This is a genomic window from Spirosoma luteolum (assembly GCF_054778875.1).
In genome coordinates this window covers 25,970-41,096 of record NZ_BAAGZE010000001.1, presented here as the reverse complement: position 1 = coordinate 41,096, position 15,127 = coordinate 25,970, and the positions used below count along the sequence as shown (strand labels likewise).

Here is a 15,127-nt window from a genome sequence, read left to right as displayed (position 1 = left end):
TTAGTGCGCTATTTTCAGGAAATTGGTCTATTTTGTATCCGCTGATCAGACTAATTATCTGATTGCGCTGAAAAAGTCTGAACCTAACCGTAAAAAATCCCAATGGCTGTACTCGACCGGATCGACCGGCAGATTCTAGGGCTGCTGCAGGAAAACGCCCGCCTGACCATTCAGGAGATCGGGCAGCGGATCAACCTCTCCAAAACACCCGTGCACGAACGCATCCGCCGGCTCGAACGCGAAGGCATTATCGATCGCTACGTGACGGTGCTCAACCGCAAAAAAATCGACAACTCGCTGCTTGTGTACTGCCAGGTTACGCTCGATAAACAAACCCGCGACACGTTTGTCAATTTCGACGAAGCCATCCGGCTGCTGCCCGAGGTGCTGGAGTGTAACCGGGTATCGGGCACCTTCGATTACCTGCTCAAGATTGTGAGCCGCGATATGGAGACCTACAACCGCTTCTACCAGGAACAGCTGTCGGTGCTGCCGGGCGCGCTGCACATCAGCAGTTTTTTTGTGATGTCGGAAGTGAAAAACTCGACCGTGGTGCCGGTCGAGTAGGGGTAGGCTTAAACCTCGATCACGCGGCCGTGGGTTTGCCGCATAACCTGCCGAAGCGCCGGTTTGACCAGCGAGAAGGCCTGCACGGCCAGATCGGACAGGCGGGGGCTGCCGAAGAGCTGCTGCACGGTACGGCCTACCCACAGCCGGCGGGCAAACAGGGCGGTCCAGTGGTGGCGGTACTGCTGTTCGAGCACAGGGCGGGTCAGCTGCCCCGTCAGATAGGCGTCGCTCAGTTCGCTGACAAGTTTGGCGCCGTGGATGGCCATGGCCATGCCGTTGCCGCACAGGGGCGTGATAAGTCCGGCCGCGTCGCCCGCCATCAGGATATGCCCTTCGACGGGCTCTTTGCGGGCAAACGACACCTCGTTGATCACTTCGGGCTTGTCGAACAGAAAATCGGCCTGCGTGAACACGCGCTTCAGGTGCGGATTCTGGTAGAGCACCGCCTGCTCCATGGCCGGGATACTGCCGTGGGTGCGCAGGTTCTGGCGGGACGTGAGGTAACAGACGCAGTAACGGTCATCTTCAATGGCCGACATGCCGCAGTAGCCTCCGTCGAAATTATGCAGCGCAATCAGGTCGGTGGGGAAGTCCATCCGGACGTGGTACTTGACGCCTACGTAGGGCGATGGCTGGTGCATGAACGCCCGGTCGAGGCTTTTGTCGAGTCGGGACCGTTTGCCGAACGTGCCGATAACGAGCCGGCTGGTTAGCTCGGTACCATCGGCCAGCTCAACCGTAAACTCATCGTTGGCAAACCGGATGGCCTCGACGGTATGGCCGGTCATGAACCGTACACCCGCCTGCAGGCCAAGGCGGTAGAGCGTGTCGTCGAGCCGGTAGCGGCTGATGCCGAAACCGCCCAGGTCGAGGGCTGCGTGAACCTGCCGGCCCGAGGGAGCCGACACCGTAAACTGCCGGATGTCGGCAACACCCAGCGCAGCGAGGTCGAGGCCCAGCCGGCTCAGGTAGGGACGCACTTCGTTGGAAATGTACTCGCCACAGACCTTGTGGAACGGGTAGGTCTTGCGTTCGATCAGCACGACCCGGTGGCCGGCCCGGCTTAGTTCGAGGGCGGCTACCAGTCCGGCCAGCCCTCCGCCCGCCAGCACTACGTCGGAATCGGTCATACAGAACAGGTCAGACAATCAGTGGGTTGTCGTAGCCGCCCAATGCGGACGATCTACCGTAGGTGTAGGACAAAAAAGCGAGCCCTTTGGTTTTCTGAAAAGCGGTTTACATTTGCCGTATGGCAACAGAGATTGATGAACTGCTCCAGCACTGGCGTCAGCATAAAGCAGCATACATAGAAACCTACGAAACCCGGCAGCAGACGTTTGTGCCTAACCTGCTGCCGCAGACGGCCGTGCAGCTGTCGGTCTACCAGACCCTCGACATGCTGCACAAGCGGTTGGGCAACGAGGTGCTGCGCCGGGCGCTCGACCCCATGCAAACCATTGGCAGTCCTGTTGCCGGGCGGGCCGGAGGCAGCAGCTGGCTCAAAACCAGCAATATGGTGGGCGTAAACGTTCGTACCATCGGTTCGTTCTGGCGCGTGGTCGGGTACACGCTGACCCTGCCCGAACTGCACGACAGCATTCACCTGCTGCCCATCTGGGAGCCGGGGGTGGTGGGCAGTCTCTATGGTATGGCCAGCTGGCAGATCAACCCCGAGTTTTTCGACGTCGATCTGGCGCGGTACATCCCCGGCCTCGACACCGTTGAAAAACAGCTGCGGGTAGTGGTCAATCTGCTGCATGCCATGGGGCGCACGGTGGGTATGGACGTGATTCCGCACACCGACCGTTTCTCCGAAATGGTGCTGGCCTGTCCGTCACTGTTCGAGTGGGTCCGCCGGGATGGCGACCGGCTGGCCGACCACAGCAGTCTGGTTTACCGCTATGTCGAAGAAGCCATCTGGCAGTTTCTGCGGTCGGAGGGCGCGGCCGATGGCACCCCCCTGCACTTTGCCCGCGAACACTTTTTCTCAACCGAACTGCCCATCCTGACCGACGAGCACCGGTTCCGGATTCTGTTTGGTTACCCCCACGATTACGGCGGCCGGCTGCGTCGGCGCATTGCGCTGATCCGGCATTTGGTAGGGATGGGGTTCGAAACCTTGCCGATGACCATGGCGCCACCGTACCGGGGCATCCATATCGACCCGGCCGACTTTACCCTCGACGAATACGGGCAGACCTGGTACCAGTATGCCTTCGACAAACCGCAGGCCATGTCGCGGGTGTTCGGACCGCTGGCCCGCTACCGGTTCTATGAATCAAAGGCCGACAACCAGCACTGGGAACTCGACTTCGACCGGCCTAACCGTCCCGCCTGGGATTACCTCTGTCACAAGGTAGCCGAGTGCCAGCGGCTGTATAACTTCGACTTCATGCGGGGCGATATGGCCCACGTGCAGATGCGCCCCGATGGCGTGCCGGCCAGCCGCGACGACGAGAGCCTGCGCTTTTACGATCCGTTGCGGGCCATCAAGAAACACGTGCAGGGCAACGGCATCGGTTATTTCGGGTTCTTTGCCGAAACCTTTCTGGCACCCCCCGATACCATGGGGTATGGCGACGAAGACGATCACCTCGACGCCATTGCGGCCGATTCGACCCTGGGTGATCTGCAGTCGATGGTGGTGACCGGGGCCGGGTTCGGGCAGCAGCTGGCGCGCTATTACGAGCTGCTCAAAACCCGGCAGTTTGCGCCCAACTTCACGGTGATGACCGCCGACAAGGATGATCCGCGGTTCGACGAATTTTACCGCACCGGCAACCTCTTTCGCTACTTCACGGCCCTTTTTCTAACCGATATGCCCAGTTACGTGGGGCTGGGTTTCGAAGTGCGTAACCGCCATGAAACCCGCGGGGCCAACGAAGAATACACGAAGCTATACGTGTTCCAGATCGGCGACGACCGGCAACCCGACAAGGTAACGCACGGCCCGTTCGAGTGGGGGCAGAACGCCGAACAGTTTCTGACCATTGGCCGTATGCGGGCGTTTGCCGAGTCGATCTGGCCGGCTATCGTGGGGCGGGCTACCCGCTGGCTGCTGCCCCCGGGCCACCCCTCGGGCGTGCTGGCCTGGACCCACGCCGACCCAACGGGCTACACGTTTCTGACGGCGCCCTCGGGGCAGTTGCCGGCCAAACGAGGGGGGCTCAAACCCACCGGCCAGCTGGTGTTTGCCGAGGCCGGCTGTGAGGTGTGGTTCGAGGCATCGGACAGTAAGCTGGCTACCGTTTAATCAATCGGCGGCCGCAGCCGATGTTTCGTGAATGGTAGTTTGCCTACCGCTTACGAAACATCGGCCGATTTCTGTAGCTTTGTTTGTGGGCCGCCGGCAACGAACGTACCGCGGTCGAACCTGTCCACAAACCGGTAGTATGACAACTCTGTCACCGCTCACCCGTATCCGCCTGCTGATTAGCTGGCCGTTTTTCATTTGTCTGACCATTATTCTACTGGGCTATCAGTCGACGTTGCTCGACGATGCTACGCCCAGCAAGACCGAGGAGCTATTGATCTGGCTCATCAGCCGTGCCATGCTCGTAGCGGGTATCGGTTACGGATACCTGGCGGCTTCGAGCTACCCGCTGCTCGAACAAATGCAGGGCCGTCGGGCACCCTACATCATGGCGGGCTGGTTTGCGCTGCGCGGAGCGCTGGCCCTGGGCTATTATCTGCTCATGGGCGACACCACGTTTCTGGGCTTTGTGGCGGGCGGCATTGTGATGATGGGCCTGTTGCGCGTACGGGCCCGCTGGGTAGCCCTGCTGACGCTGGTTTTGCTGCTGAACCTGCCGGGCCAGCTGGGGCGCTGGATTCAGGCCAACCGCAACTACCCCTTGCCGCCCTCCGAACAGGTAAACTACTACGAGCAGCAGCAGCGGATGCTTCGCCACGAACATGCCGTAGCCGCACAGTACTGGCTCGATGGCCACTACGCGCCCCTCATCCGGTACCATCTGGCGGTCTGGAAAGTGCAATGGCTCAAGCAAAGCAGCCGCTGGAGTGTGCTGATGGGGTCGATTTTGCTGGGTATGTGCCTGTGGCGCTGGCACCGGCTGCTTATCCGGCGGCTGCGCGATGCCATGGTTGGCGTAGTCGGCTTCTGTGGCCTGACAACCTTTCTGGAACTGACGTCGGGCCGTACCTACACAACCACCCTGCAGCGCTACGACGATAGTTTCCGCTACGCCGGTTATTACGTGTTCGACGTACCGGATGCCCTCTACCTAACAGTGGCGGAGCTGGCCTGCCTGAGCATGGCGCTGCTGGCCATCATGCTCGGCTACCTGCTCATTGGGCAACCGCTGGCCCGCTGGCAGCCGCTGCGGACGGGCCGGGCACTCCCTTCCTGAAGCCCGCTTTCAGGCGGCCGGCATACGGCCTTCGACCGGTGTAGTGTACCTTCGCAGCGGCACACAACCAACGCCGAACCGTTCATGACCACTTCTCCGTATCGCCTGTTCCTGCTGGCGGGTCTCTGCCTGACCCTGCAGGCCTGCCAGAAAAAACAGCAGGACACGACCCACACCGCCGACTCGGCCACGGCTACCGGGCAGCCCGTTGCCCCCAATGTCGACTATGCTCCCGAACCCATGCCGGCCCAGCTGGCCGATCTGGGCCTCACCCGCGATAGCCACTGGCGCGGCATAAACCTCGGCGATCCGTTTTCGGCCGTAGGCGAACACGAAGCCGGCAAGCCTTTCGAGCAGGATGCACAGCACGTAGGCTATACGGTAGATTTCAAGAATCTGGAGTCGGCCGATATGCTGTATTATCAACAGAGCGGCAAGGTGTCGCGTATTGAGGTCGATCTGTTTCTGAACAGCCGGGCAGCGGTCCAGACCTACACGCGCGAGCTGACACCCTACTTCTCAACGCGCTACGGAACGCCTGCAACCAGCGCCGGCACCACCACCTGGCTGGGCACCGATGGGGCGCGGGTCACCTTGAAAGACGTATCGAAGGGCAAGGACTTTGGCTTGAAAATCACGTTTAGTCCGCAAAACGGCGGGGCTACGGCATCGGCCCGGTAAGCATTACCAGCGCACCTGCCCGTCGCCCACAACGATCCATTTTTCAGTAACCAGTTTTTCGAGCGCAAACGGACCACGGGCGTGCAGTTTCTGGGTCGAGATGCCGATTTCGGCTCCCAGCCCAAACACCCCCCCATCGGTGAAGCGGGTCGATGCGTTGGCGTAGACGGCTGCCGCATCGACCTCGCGCAGAAACGTGTCGACCAGCGCCTGGTTCTGCGACAGTATAGCTTCGGAGTGGCGTGAGGAATACGCCTGAATATGCGCCAGCGCTTCGTCGATCCCGTCGACTACGCGGATAGCGCACTTGTAATCCAGAAACTCCCGGCCGAAATCGTCGGGGCTGGCGGGCTGCAGCGCGTCGAAACCGGCGGCTTCGAGTATGCCATAGGCTGTTTCGTCGGCGTAGACCGTTACGTTCCACTGGTTGAACTCAGGAATCAGGCGGGGCAGAAACTGGCCGGCAATGGCCCGGTCGACGAGGACACAGTCGAGGCTGTTGCACACCGACGGGCGCGACACCCGGGCGTTGACCACAATGGCCACCGCCTTGTCGAGGTCGGCCGAGCGTTCGACGTAGGCGTGGCATACCCCGGCGCCGGTTTCGATGGTCGGCACCAGCGAATGGGTCCGCACAAACTGAATCAGCGAGTCGGAGCCGCGCGGAATAATGATGTCAACGTAGCGGGTGGCGGTCAGCAGTTCGGTGACCACGGCCCGGTCGGGTGGGAGCAGCGTAACGGCGGCCGGGGGAACGTCGAATTCGGCAAGTACGGACTGGATCAGCCCGACCAGTACCCGATTCGAGTGGTCGGCTTCTTTTCCCCCTTTGAGCACGCACGCGTTGCCCGAGCGCAGGCACAGCGACGCTACGTCGATGGTCACGTTGGGGCGGGCTTCGTAGATAACGCCCACCACGCCCAGCGGTACGGCAATTTTTTTGAGCTGCAGGCCCTGCTCAATGGTACGGTCGATCAGCACTTCGCCGGCCGGGTCGGGTAAAACGGCCACCTCGCGCAGACTGATGGCCAGACCATCCAAGCGCGCTTCGGTCAGTTTCAGCCGGTCGTATTTCGGATCGGTCGTGGGCATCCGGTCCAGGTCGAGCTGGTTTTCGGCCAGCACGTGCGTGCGGTTGGCCAGCAACACCTCGGCCAGCCGGTTGAGCAGCTCGGTTTTACGATCGGGACTGAGCCGGCGCACGGCGGCTGCCGCCTGCTGGGCGGCCTGAAGCAACGGAGTAATGGAGGTCATGCAGAACAGACAGGTTACGGGCGGGCGACGGACCTGCCATTGGCTACGGTCCGCATCACCGGCGCGCCGGTGCCAGAGAAAACAAGCGTTGGGAAGCAGCTGATGAAGCCAGACCGGCGACGGCGGGGCAGGTGCCGTGGTGCGGGCTACAAAAGTACGATATCGCTGGCATTTGCCACCTCTACATTCTGCCGATTCAGTTGCTGCATCAGGGTATTGGCCGAGACCCGCGTGCGGGCAACGGCAATGGCCGTGTCGGTCGGGTCGAGCAGTTCGACCATCTCGCCCGCGGCAAAATCACCAAGTACCAGCTGCACACCCACGGCCAGCAGACTCCGGCGCTGTTGTAGCGCGCGCACCGCCCCCTCGTCGAGCCGCAGACGCCCCACCACCAGCGATCCACTGGCCAGCCAGCGGTTACGCGCCGACAGGGCCGTTTCGGCCGGTGTAAAGGAAGTGCCCGTTTCGCCCTGCAGCGCCCGCGCCAGGCTGTCGGGTTCGCTCATGCCGAAAATAACCACCCGAATACCCATGCGTGTGGCCAGTTTGGCAAATGTTAGTTTGGAGGCCATGCCGCCCAGGCCAAGCGACGATTTGTCGGGCCGCACTACGCTGAACAGCGCTTCGTCGAACTGGCTCACGGTGCGAATGATCTGCCCGTTGCCATCGAGCAGCCCCCCCACCGAGGTGCACAGCATAAGCGCTTCGGCCCCGAAGCCAACCGCGATGAGCGTGGCCAGTTCGTCGTTGTCCGAAAACTTCAGTTCACGACTGCTGACCACGTCATTTTCGTTGGCAATGGGAATCAGGTCGTTGGCCCACAACTCGTCGTAGGTCTGCTTGAGTTGCAGAAACTGATCGCGGTTGGCAAAATGCTGCCGTTCGCACAGACTCTGGGCGATGTTGATGCCGTAGATGGCAAAAAAGCGGGAGTACTGGTTCAGCAGCAGCAGGTTGCCGATGGCGGCCGCGGCTTTGCGCTGCGTAATGTCGCCCCGGTAGTCGCGGATCTGGGCTTTGCCGGCGCCCACCGCACCCGACGAAACCAGTACGATGCGGTAGTGCGCGTGCAGGGAAGCCACCTGCCGGGCAATGTCGACCATAACGGGTTCGTTGGGTTCGCCAGAGGGTCGGGTGATGGAGGCCGTGCCAAATTTCAGCACAAGTACGGGCTTACTCATGGCGCAAAGGTACGGGATGTGGGCCCACACTGGTCATGTGGTGCCCATCGAATCGAATCGTTTGTGGCGAAGGGATCACTCGGCGTGGTTGCGGAACATGTGCTCGACCATCGGCTCGGTGAAACGGGCTTTCCGGCGCAGCCCCTTCTTCAGCAGCCGCAGGTAGTCGGATTTGGGAATCTCGATGGCGCCGAATCGCCGGACGTTGTCGTTGATGAACTGGGTGTCGAGCAGTTCGAAATGCTGCTGCCGGAGCGTCAGGATGAGGTGGTGAAACGCTACTTTAGACGCATCGCTGACGTGGTGAAACATCGACTCGCCGAAAAAAACACCGCCCAGCGCAACGCCGTAGAGCCCCCCCACCAGCCGATTATCGATATACGTTTCAACGCTGTGCGCAAGGCCCATGCGGTGCAGTTCGGTATAAGCCTGCACAATCTCTTCCGAAATCCAGGTGCTGTCGTCGGCCGAGCGGGGTTCTGAGCAATAGCGCATCACCTGCTCGAAACCAGTGTCGATGCGTACGTCGAAACGCTGCTGATTGAGGACGGGCCGGAGCGAGCGGGCCGGTTTATACGTATCGATCGGAATGATGGCGCGGGGGTCGGGGGCATACCAATAGAGCGTACCATCGGTATCGGCCATCGGAAAAATGCCGTTTACATAGCCATAGATTAACTCATCTGCCGTCAGTACGCTCATAAAGCCCAAAATTGCCCTGTTGACAAAGATAAAAAAAAAGGGGAGGGCACCATATTACGGTTGGATTAACTATTGCATACGACCGACCAGTATATTGCACGGTTAAATCCACATACTTCCCATTCTTCATGCTTAGGTTCACCCAGGCATGGCAGTCGCTGACACGAACTGCTGTGTGTCTCCTCGTCAGTGTCGCCTGCAGTTACGGTCAGCAACCGGCCGATCCCGCACCCGTCGTAAAATTTGGCAAACTAACCCCCGATGCGTTTCAGACGCCGGCTGCCGACTCCACCGCCGAAGCCATTGTGCTCTACAAATCCGGCATCACTTCGTTTAAGGTCAATAGCAGCCAGTTGTGGCTGACGACCAGTTACCACGTCCGGACGCTTATCCGCAAAAAATCGGGGTATCCGCTGGCCACGCTCGAGATGATGACCCGGCGGGGTTCGGCGGGGCAGCACGAGTATGTAAGCGGCTTTGAGGGCCAGACCTATAACCTGGTGAACGGGGTTGTACAGGTCGACAAGATGCCCAAAACCAGCCACTTCTCCGAACACAGTTCCGACAAATACTGGCTCGAGAAGTACAGCCTGCCCAACGTGCGCGAAGGGTCGATCATCGAGTACCGCTACGACATGGTGACGCCCTTTTCGGTGAGTCATACCCCCCGGCCCTGGTCGTTTCAGTCGGATGTGCCCGTGCGGTGGAGCGAGTACCAGATCACCATCCCGGATTATTTCAACTACAACATGATCCACAACGGCTACCTGGCGCTGGCCGTTAATCAGCACGACCGGGCGCTGGTGGCGCTGCTGCCCGGGCAGGACCAGGCGCCGGCCACCGCCTACCGCTTTGCGGTGAAAGATGCCCCGGCTTTCCGCAACGAAGCGTACATCACCACCCCCGACGATTATCTGTCGCGCATCGAGCTCGAACTGGCCAGTTACCAGCTGCCCAACTCGATCCGCGAAGATCTGTCGAACACCTGGGAGTCGATCGATAAAACACTGCTCGCCGACTCGGAATTTGGCGGGCAGATCCGGCGGGGGGGCTTTCTGAAAGAAACCGCCAAAACGCTGCTGACCCAGCACCGCGACACGCTGGCCCGCATCTCGGCGGCCTACGATCTGGTGCGCCAGCGCGTGAAATGGAACGAGGAGAATGCGTTCTGGTCGGCCAACGTGCGGAAAGCGTTCGACGACCGCAAGGGAAGCGCCGGCGATATCAACCTGTTGCTGGTGGCGCTGCTGCGCGAAATGGACATGGATGCCAACCCCGTCATTCTGAGTACGCGCGCCAACGGGCGGATCAACCCGGCTTTTGCCCTGTTGCGCAAGTTCAATTATGTGGTCGCGCACGTGTCGGTGGGCGGCAAAGAGCTGCTGCTCGACGCAACCGACACATGGCTGACGCCGGGTATGGTAGCGCGCCAAGCCCTGAACGGCGTCGGTCGGCTGGTGCACCCCACCCAGGCGCGGTTCATTCCAATCGAAACGGCCGCCCGGTCGGTCGAAACGCTGTCGGGCGTGCTGACCATCAATGAAGAAGGCGATGTGTCGGGAACGATGGCCCTGATCGAGTCGGGCTACGACGGCCTCGATACCCGCCGGAGCGTGGCTGCCCACGGCAAAACGGGTTATGTAGAGGAGCTGCAGAAAGATCACAAGAGCTGGCAGATCGAGTCGGCCACGGTGAGCAACCACCCCGACATGGCAACGGGAACGACCACCTCGCTGACCGTGACCGTGCCTAACGCCTGCGGGCAGGCCGGCGATCGGCTGTACCTGCGCCCCCTGCTGACGGAGGGGTACACAGAAAACCCGTTCAAGGAAGAAAATCGGCTTTACCCGGTCGATTTTGGCGTACCCATCACGGAATCGTTTTCGGCGGTATATACCCTGCCGGCGGGCTATGCGGCCGAAGAACTGCCCAAAACGGCCGTAATCAGCCTGCCCGACAAAGGCGGGCGGTTTACCTACGAAGTCAAAGCCGAAGGCAACCAACTGCGGGTGCTGAGCCGGCTGACGCTCAACGAGGCAACCTATTCGGCCGAGGCCTATGGCGCCCTGCGCGAGCTGTTTGCCATGATGGTGGCCAAACAGGCCGAGCAGGTGGTACTGAAACGGCAACCGGGTAAGTAAGCGCCGATGAAAACGTTACTGCTACTGCTGCTGACCCCTGTGGGGCTGGCTATAGGCCAGACCGAGTATGGCAGCACCACGCTGCCCGAGGCCCTTAAAGAAAATGCCCATGCGGTTATGCGCCGGCACGAGCTGACGTACGCGGTAAAATCGCCCGGCGAAGCCACCCAGCGCCTGCGCCAGGTCATCACCGTGCTCGATGAACAGGGCGACGAGTATGCCAAACACGTTGTCGGCTACGACAAGCTATCGACGGTGCTGGATTTTACGGGGGCGCTCTACGACGCCGACGGCAAACTGATCCGGCGCCTGAAAAAAGCCGACATTACCGACCAGAGTGCCCAGTCGGACTATACCCTGTTCGATGATCAGCGTTATAAATCGGCGGTATTTCCGAAGCAGCCAGCCTATCCCTACACGGTTGAATTCGTGGTGGAGACAGGCGAGCGCAACCTGATGTTCTATCCAACCTGGATACCGCAGGATGACGAACACCTGAGTGTAGAGCAGTCGACGTTTACCGTGCAGATGCCCGCCGGGCTGGCGCTGCGGCACAAAGCAGTCAACCTGTCGGTGCCGCCCACGGAAACCGCCCGGCCCGACGGGGGCAAAACGTATGTCTGGACGCTGGCCAACCAGCCGGCGGTGGTATTTGAGCCGCTGCATCCGCCTGTTCGTGAGATGATGCCTATCGTGTACACGGCTCCGGCCACGTTTGAGTTGCAGCGCTACACGGGCAACCTGACGTCGTGGCGCGAGTTGGGCCGGTTCTACCACACGCTCAATACGGGGCGCAACCAGCTGCCGCCCGCGCTGCAACAGCAGGTGCTGGATTTGGTAAAGACCGAAAAGACCACCGCCGGCAAAGTGGCGCGGGTGTACCGGTATCTGCAGGATAACACCCGCTACGTAGGTATTCAGCTGGGTATCGGAGGCTGGCAGACTATCGAAGCCGAGCAGGTTGCCCTGAGCAAATACGGCGACTGCAAGGCGCTGACCAACTTTGCGCAGGGTATGCTGGCGGCCGTTGGGGTTCCGGCCTACCCGGTGCTGGTGCGGGCGGGCAGCGGTCAGCCGGCGCTGATGGCCGATTTTCCAAGCTTTCAGTTCAACCACGTGGTGCTGTGCGTACCCGACGGCCGTGATACTACCTTTCTGGAATGTACGAGTGGCCACAACGCGCCGGGCTACATGGGCGACTTTACCGGCGGCCGGCAGGCTCTGCTGGTGCTACCCGACGGAGGGCGGCTGATCCGGATGCCCGATTACCGGGCGGCCGACAACCGGCAGCAGCGGTCCATTACGGCTACCATTACGCCCGAGGGTGATGCCGATGCCGCCATCCGAACCCGCTACACGGGCCTGCAACAGGATACCTACGCAGAGGTCATGCACAGCCTGAGCCGCGACGACCAGCGGGCGTGGCTCATCAAACGCATCAGCCTGCCCACCTTCGACCTCACTACGTTCGGGTATGCCGAGCAGCCCGGCCGGGTGCCGGCCATTGTCGAAACCATTGCCCTCAGGGCGCGCCGGTGGGCAACGGCCAGCGGGAGTCGGCTTATGCTGCCCCTAAACCTGCTGTCGGCGCAGGGCAACGTGACGCCGGTGGTGGGCACGCGCAAAATGCCCGTGCACATGGACGACAGCTACGAATACGACGATCGCGATACCGTTGTGTATCAGTTGCCCAAAGGGTACACGCCCGAGTTTCGGATGGAGCCGATCAGGATCAGTTCGGCCTTTGGCGACTACGCGGCCGAGGCCGTCATCGAGGGCGACCGGGTGCGGTACTACCGGCACATGCGCATGCACGGCGGCCGCTATCCCGCCACGGCCTACGCCGACTGGGCGGCCTTCCGGCGCAAAGTGGCCCGGGCCGATCGGGCGCAGCTGGTTTTCGTGAAAACAGATTAAACCAAATCCTTTCGGCCCTGTCGAACGTTTAGGTAAGAAACCACTATCACGAGCAATGAAAAAAATCCTGGTGCTGGGCCTGCTGGCCCTGCCGCTGCTGCTGCTGACGCAGTGCGGCATCAATAAACAAATCTCGCAGGCGAAAACGCTCGGCGATTGCCGCTACAGCCTGGCATCGGCCGACAGCGTTTACCTGGCGGGTATCGACGTGAAGCAGCTGCGCCGGATCGAAGACCTCGACCCGCTGCGGTTTCCGCGGCTGGCGGCCGGCCTGCTCATTCGCAATGTGCCCCTCGATGCCCGGCTCAATCTCGACATCACCAACCCGACCAACCGCATTGCCGGTATCAACCAGATGGAATACAAGGTGCTGCTGGCCGGGCAGGAACTGTTCAACGGTTTCCTGAACCAGCGGGTCGAAGTGCAGCCCGGGGGGGGACGGGTGCAGGTGCCCATTCACCTCAACACCAATGCCTATCAGCTGCTGACCGACCCCAAAACGCGCGGTGCCTTCACCGAACTGGTGCAGAACCTGTCGGGGGCAGCCAACACCCGGCCGTCGAAGCTGACGATCAAAATGAAGCCGACGCTCGATCTGGGCGGCAAACAGATCAACTATCCTGGCTACATCACCATCGATCAGGAGGTGACCAACAAAATGATAGGCCGGTAGGGTAACGGACCTGTTTCAGCGCCTGAGTAATAATCAGGAAGCCTCGGCTTTTGTGAGCCGGGGCTTTTTTTATGGCCCCGCTACCCGTAGCAACCTGTTTATCCATTACCTGTTTCCCTGCCTATGCGCCGTTTATTACCTGCCCTGCTGTTCCTTGGCACCACCCTGCTGACACAGGCGCAAAACCGAATTCAGCTGACCCATCAGGAAGCCAGTAAGCGCGTTACCGTCACGGTCGATGGAAAACCCTTCACGGCGTATATCTACCCCGGCCCCGACGTGCTCAAGAAGCCCGTGCTGTACCCCATTCAGACGGTGGGCGGCCACTTCATCACGCGAGGCTGGCCCATGGACCCCCGCCCGGGCGAGCGCGTCGATCACCCGCACCATGTGGGCATGTGGTTCAACTACGGCGATGTTAACGGCCACGATTTCTGGAACAACTCGACCGCCATTGGGCCCGAGCATAAAGGCCCGTTCGGCACCATCGTGCACACGGGGGTGAAACGCATGGTCAGCGGTAACGACCGCGCCGAACTGACCGTAACGGCCGACTGGCTCGACAAAGACGGCAAACGGATGCTGCAGGAAACGACCACCTACGTGTTCCGGGGTGATGCCGCCAGCCGGACCATCGACCGCGTGACGACCCTGCGGGCGCAGGGCAACGAGGTTGTTTTCAAAGACAATAAAGAAGGCATGATTGCGATCCGGATGGCGCGGCAGCTGGAACAGCCATCCAACAAGGCCGAAGTGTTTACCGATGCGCAGGGCGTAACCACCAAGGTGCCCGTGCTCGACAATACGGGTGTAACGGGTCTGTACACAAGCAGCGAAGGCGTCACGGGCGATGCCGTCTGGGGTAAACGCGCCAAATGGATGAGCCTGACGGGTACCCTCGAGAACGAACCGGTGGTGGTGACCCTGCTCGACCATCCCAAAAACGTGGGGTACCCAACGTACTGGCACGCCCGGGGCTATGGACTCTACGCGGCCAACCCACTGGGACAGGCAGTCTTTACCGACGGGAAACTGCCGGCCATGAACTACACCCTGCCGGCCAACAAGTCGGTAACGTTTCGGTACCGGGTTGTGATCCAGTCGGGGAAAGCCGATCCGGCGACCCTCGACAGGCAGGTAGCCGAATTTGGTCGCTAACCGCGCCAGACTACCCCCCCCATTTGCCTGCCCGGCCCCGGTAGTTCGCTGCCGGGGCCGGGCAGACTGGTTAATTGAGGTGCAGAAACGCCGAGCGGTACACCCGGTTATCGAGCGAATCGACCCACTGGCGCAGGCGCGGATTCCGGGCCGTGGCTTCGTTGAGCTCGGTATCGATCTGGCGAAGCAGAAAAAACAGTTCGTGAACGTGCTGCCACTGGCGCTGCAGCTGCTGGGTATCGGCCGCCGGGCGGGGGATCTGCCGGGCCGACTGGGTCAGCTGGCGCAGGCTCATCTTCAGGTGGTACCGCAGCATCATGAGCCGGCCCGCCATGCGGGTTTCGGCCGGAAACCGCTCCAGGTGGGCAATGCTCTTGGCCAGCACATTGTTGCGCTGCTGCAGCTGATCGGAAACGGTCAGCCAGGCCTGCTCGACTTTCAGAAACTCATAGTTTGTTTTGCTCATGGTTAATGCACATT

Annotated in this window: 13 protein-coding genes; 8 read left to right on the top strand and 5 right to left on the bottom strand. The window is 60.9% G+C overall.

Translation table 11 applies throughout. From position 1 onward, the window contains the following. Window positions 1–102: 102 nt before the first annotated feature. On the top strand, window positions 103–567 hold the full coding sequence (locus tag ACYVAC_RS00225; protein ID WP_461095523.1) for an Lrp/AsnC family transcriptional regulator: 465 nt from the start codon (window positions 103–105) through the stop codon (window positions 565–567). 8 nt (window positions 568–575) lie between these two features. Here the strand turns inward: ACYVAC_RS00225 and ACYVAC_RS00220 are convergent, their stop codons facing one another. Next, the gene (locus ACYVAC_RS00220) at window positions 576–1,700 is read right to left on the bottom strand and encodes an NAD(P)/FAD-dependent oxidoreductase (RefSeq protein ID WP_461095522.1); all 1,125 of its coding nucleotides are present in this window, start codon (window positions 1,698–1,700) and stop codon (window positions 576–578) included. A gap of 119 nt (window positions 1,701–1,819) precedes the next feature. On the opposite strand from ACYVAC_RS00220, the gene ACYVAC_RS00215 reads away from it, so the two are divergent. The 3 genes from ACYVAC_RS00215 (at window position 1,820) to ACYVAC_RS00205 (ending at window position 5,621) form a co-directional block, all read left to right on the top strand. Next, a complete protein-coding gene (locus ACYVAC_RS00215) occupies window positions 1,820–3,823 on the top strand; it encodes a hypothetical protein (RefSeq protein ID WP_461095521.1) in 2,004 nt (667 codons plus the stop codon). Window positions 3,824–3,962: 139 nt separating this feature from the next. Next, window positions 3,963–4,940, top strand: a complete 978-nt coding sequence (locus ACYVAC_RS00210) for a hypothetical protein (RefSeq protein ID WP_461095520.1) — start codon at window positions 3,963–3,965, stop codon at window positions 4,938–4,940. Between the two features lie 84 nt (window positions 4,941–5,024). Continuing rightward, complete coding sequence (locus ACYVAC_RS00205; RefSeq protein ID WP_461095519.1) at window positions 5,025–5,621, top strand: hypothetical protein; 597 nt, start codon at window positions 5,025–5,027, stop codon at window positions 5,619–5,621. Between the two features lie 3 nt (window positions 5,622–5,624). Here the strand turns inward: ACYVAC_RS00205 and ACYVAC_RS00200 are convergent, their stop codons facing one another. The 3 genes from ACYVAC_RS00200 to aat form a co-directional block, all read right to left on the bottom strand. Continuing rightward, complete coding sequence (locus tag ACYVAC_RS00200) at window positions 5,625–6,875, bottom strand: glutamate-5-semialdehyde dehydrogenase (protein ID WP_461095518.1); 1,251 nt, start codon at window positions 6,873–6,875, stop codon at window positions 5,625–5,627. A gap of 146 nt (window positions 6,876–7,021) precedes the next feature. Beyond that, window positions 7,022–8,056: a glutamate 5-kinase gene (proB, locus tag ACYVAC_RS00195; RefSeq protein WP_461095517.1), complete on the bottom strand. Its 1,035-nt coding sequence runs from the start codon at window positions 8,054–8,056 to the stop codon at window positions 7,022–7,024. 75 nt (window positions 8,057–8,131) lie between these two features. After that, entirely contained in the window at window positions 8,132–8,758 is a 627-nt protein-coding gene (gene aat, locus ACYVAC_RS00190) for a leucyl/phenylalanyl-tRNA--protein transferase (RefSeq protein WP_461095516.1), read from the bottom strand. 173 nt (window positions 8,759–8,931) lie between these two features. Here aat and ACYVAC_RS00185 point away from each other — a divergent pair, with 173 nt between their 5' ends. The 4 genes from ACYVAC_RS00185 to ACYVAC_RS00170 all read left to right on the top strand — a co-directional run bounded on the left by ACYVAC_RS00185 (window position 8,932) and on the right by ACYVAC_RS00170 (window position 14,647). Beyond that, complete coding sequence (locus ACYVAC_RS00185) at window positions 8,932–10,899, top strand: transglutaminase domain-containing protein (RefSeq protein ID WP_461095515.1); 1,968 nt, start codon at window positions 8,932–8,934, stop codon at window positions 10,897–10,899. 6 nt (window positions 10,900–10,905) lie between these two features. Further along, window positions 10,906–12,816, top strand: coding sequence for a DUF3857 domain-containing protein (locus ACYVAC_RS00180; RefSeq protein WP_461095514.1), 1,911 nt, complete (start codon window positions 10,906–10,908; stop codon window positions 12,814–12,816). A 55-nt stretch (window positions 12,817–12,871) separates the two neighbouring features. Next, entirely contained in the window at window positions 12,872–13,489 is a 618-nt protein-coding gene (locus ACYVAC_RS00175; RefSeq protein ID WP_461095513.1) for a hypothetical protein, read from the top strand. Window positions 13,490–13,612: 123 nt separating this feature from the next. Continuing rightward, window positions 13,613–14,647: a DUF6807 domain-containing protein gene (locus ACYVAC_RS00170; RefSeq protein WP_461095512.1), complete on the top strand. Its 1,035-nt coding sequence runs from the start codon at window positions 13,613–13,615 to the stop codon at window positions 14,645–14,647. 70 nt (window positions 14,648–14,717) lie between these two features. Here ACYVAC_RS00170 and ACYVAC_RS00165 read toward each other — a convergent pair whose 3' ends face one another. Continuing rightward, entirely contained in the window at window positions 14,718–15,113 is a 396-nt protein-coding gene (locus ACYVAC_RS00165; RefSeq protein WP_461095511.1) for a hypothetical protein, read from the bottom strand. Between the last annotated feature and the right edge of the window lie 14 nt (window positions 15,114–15,127).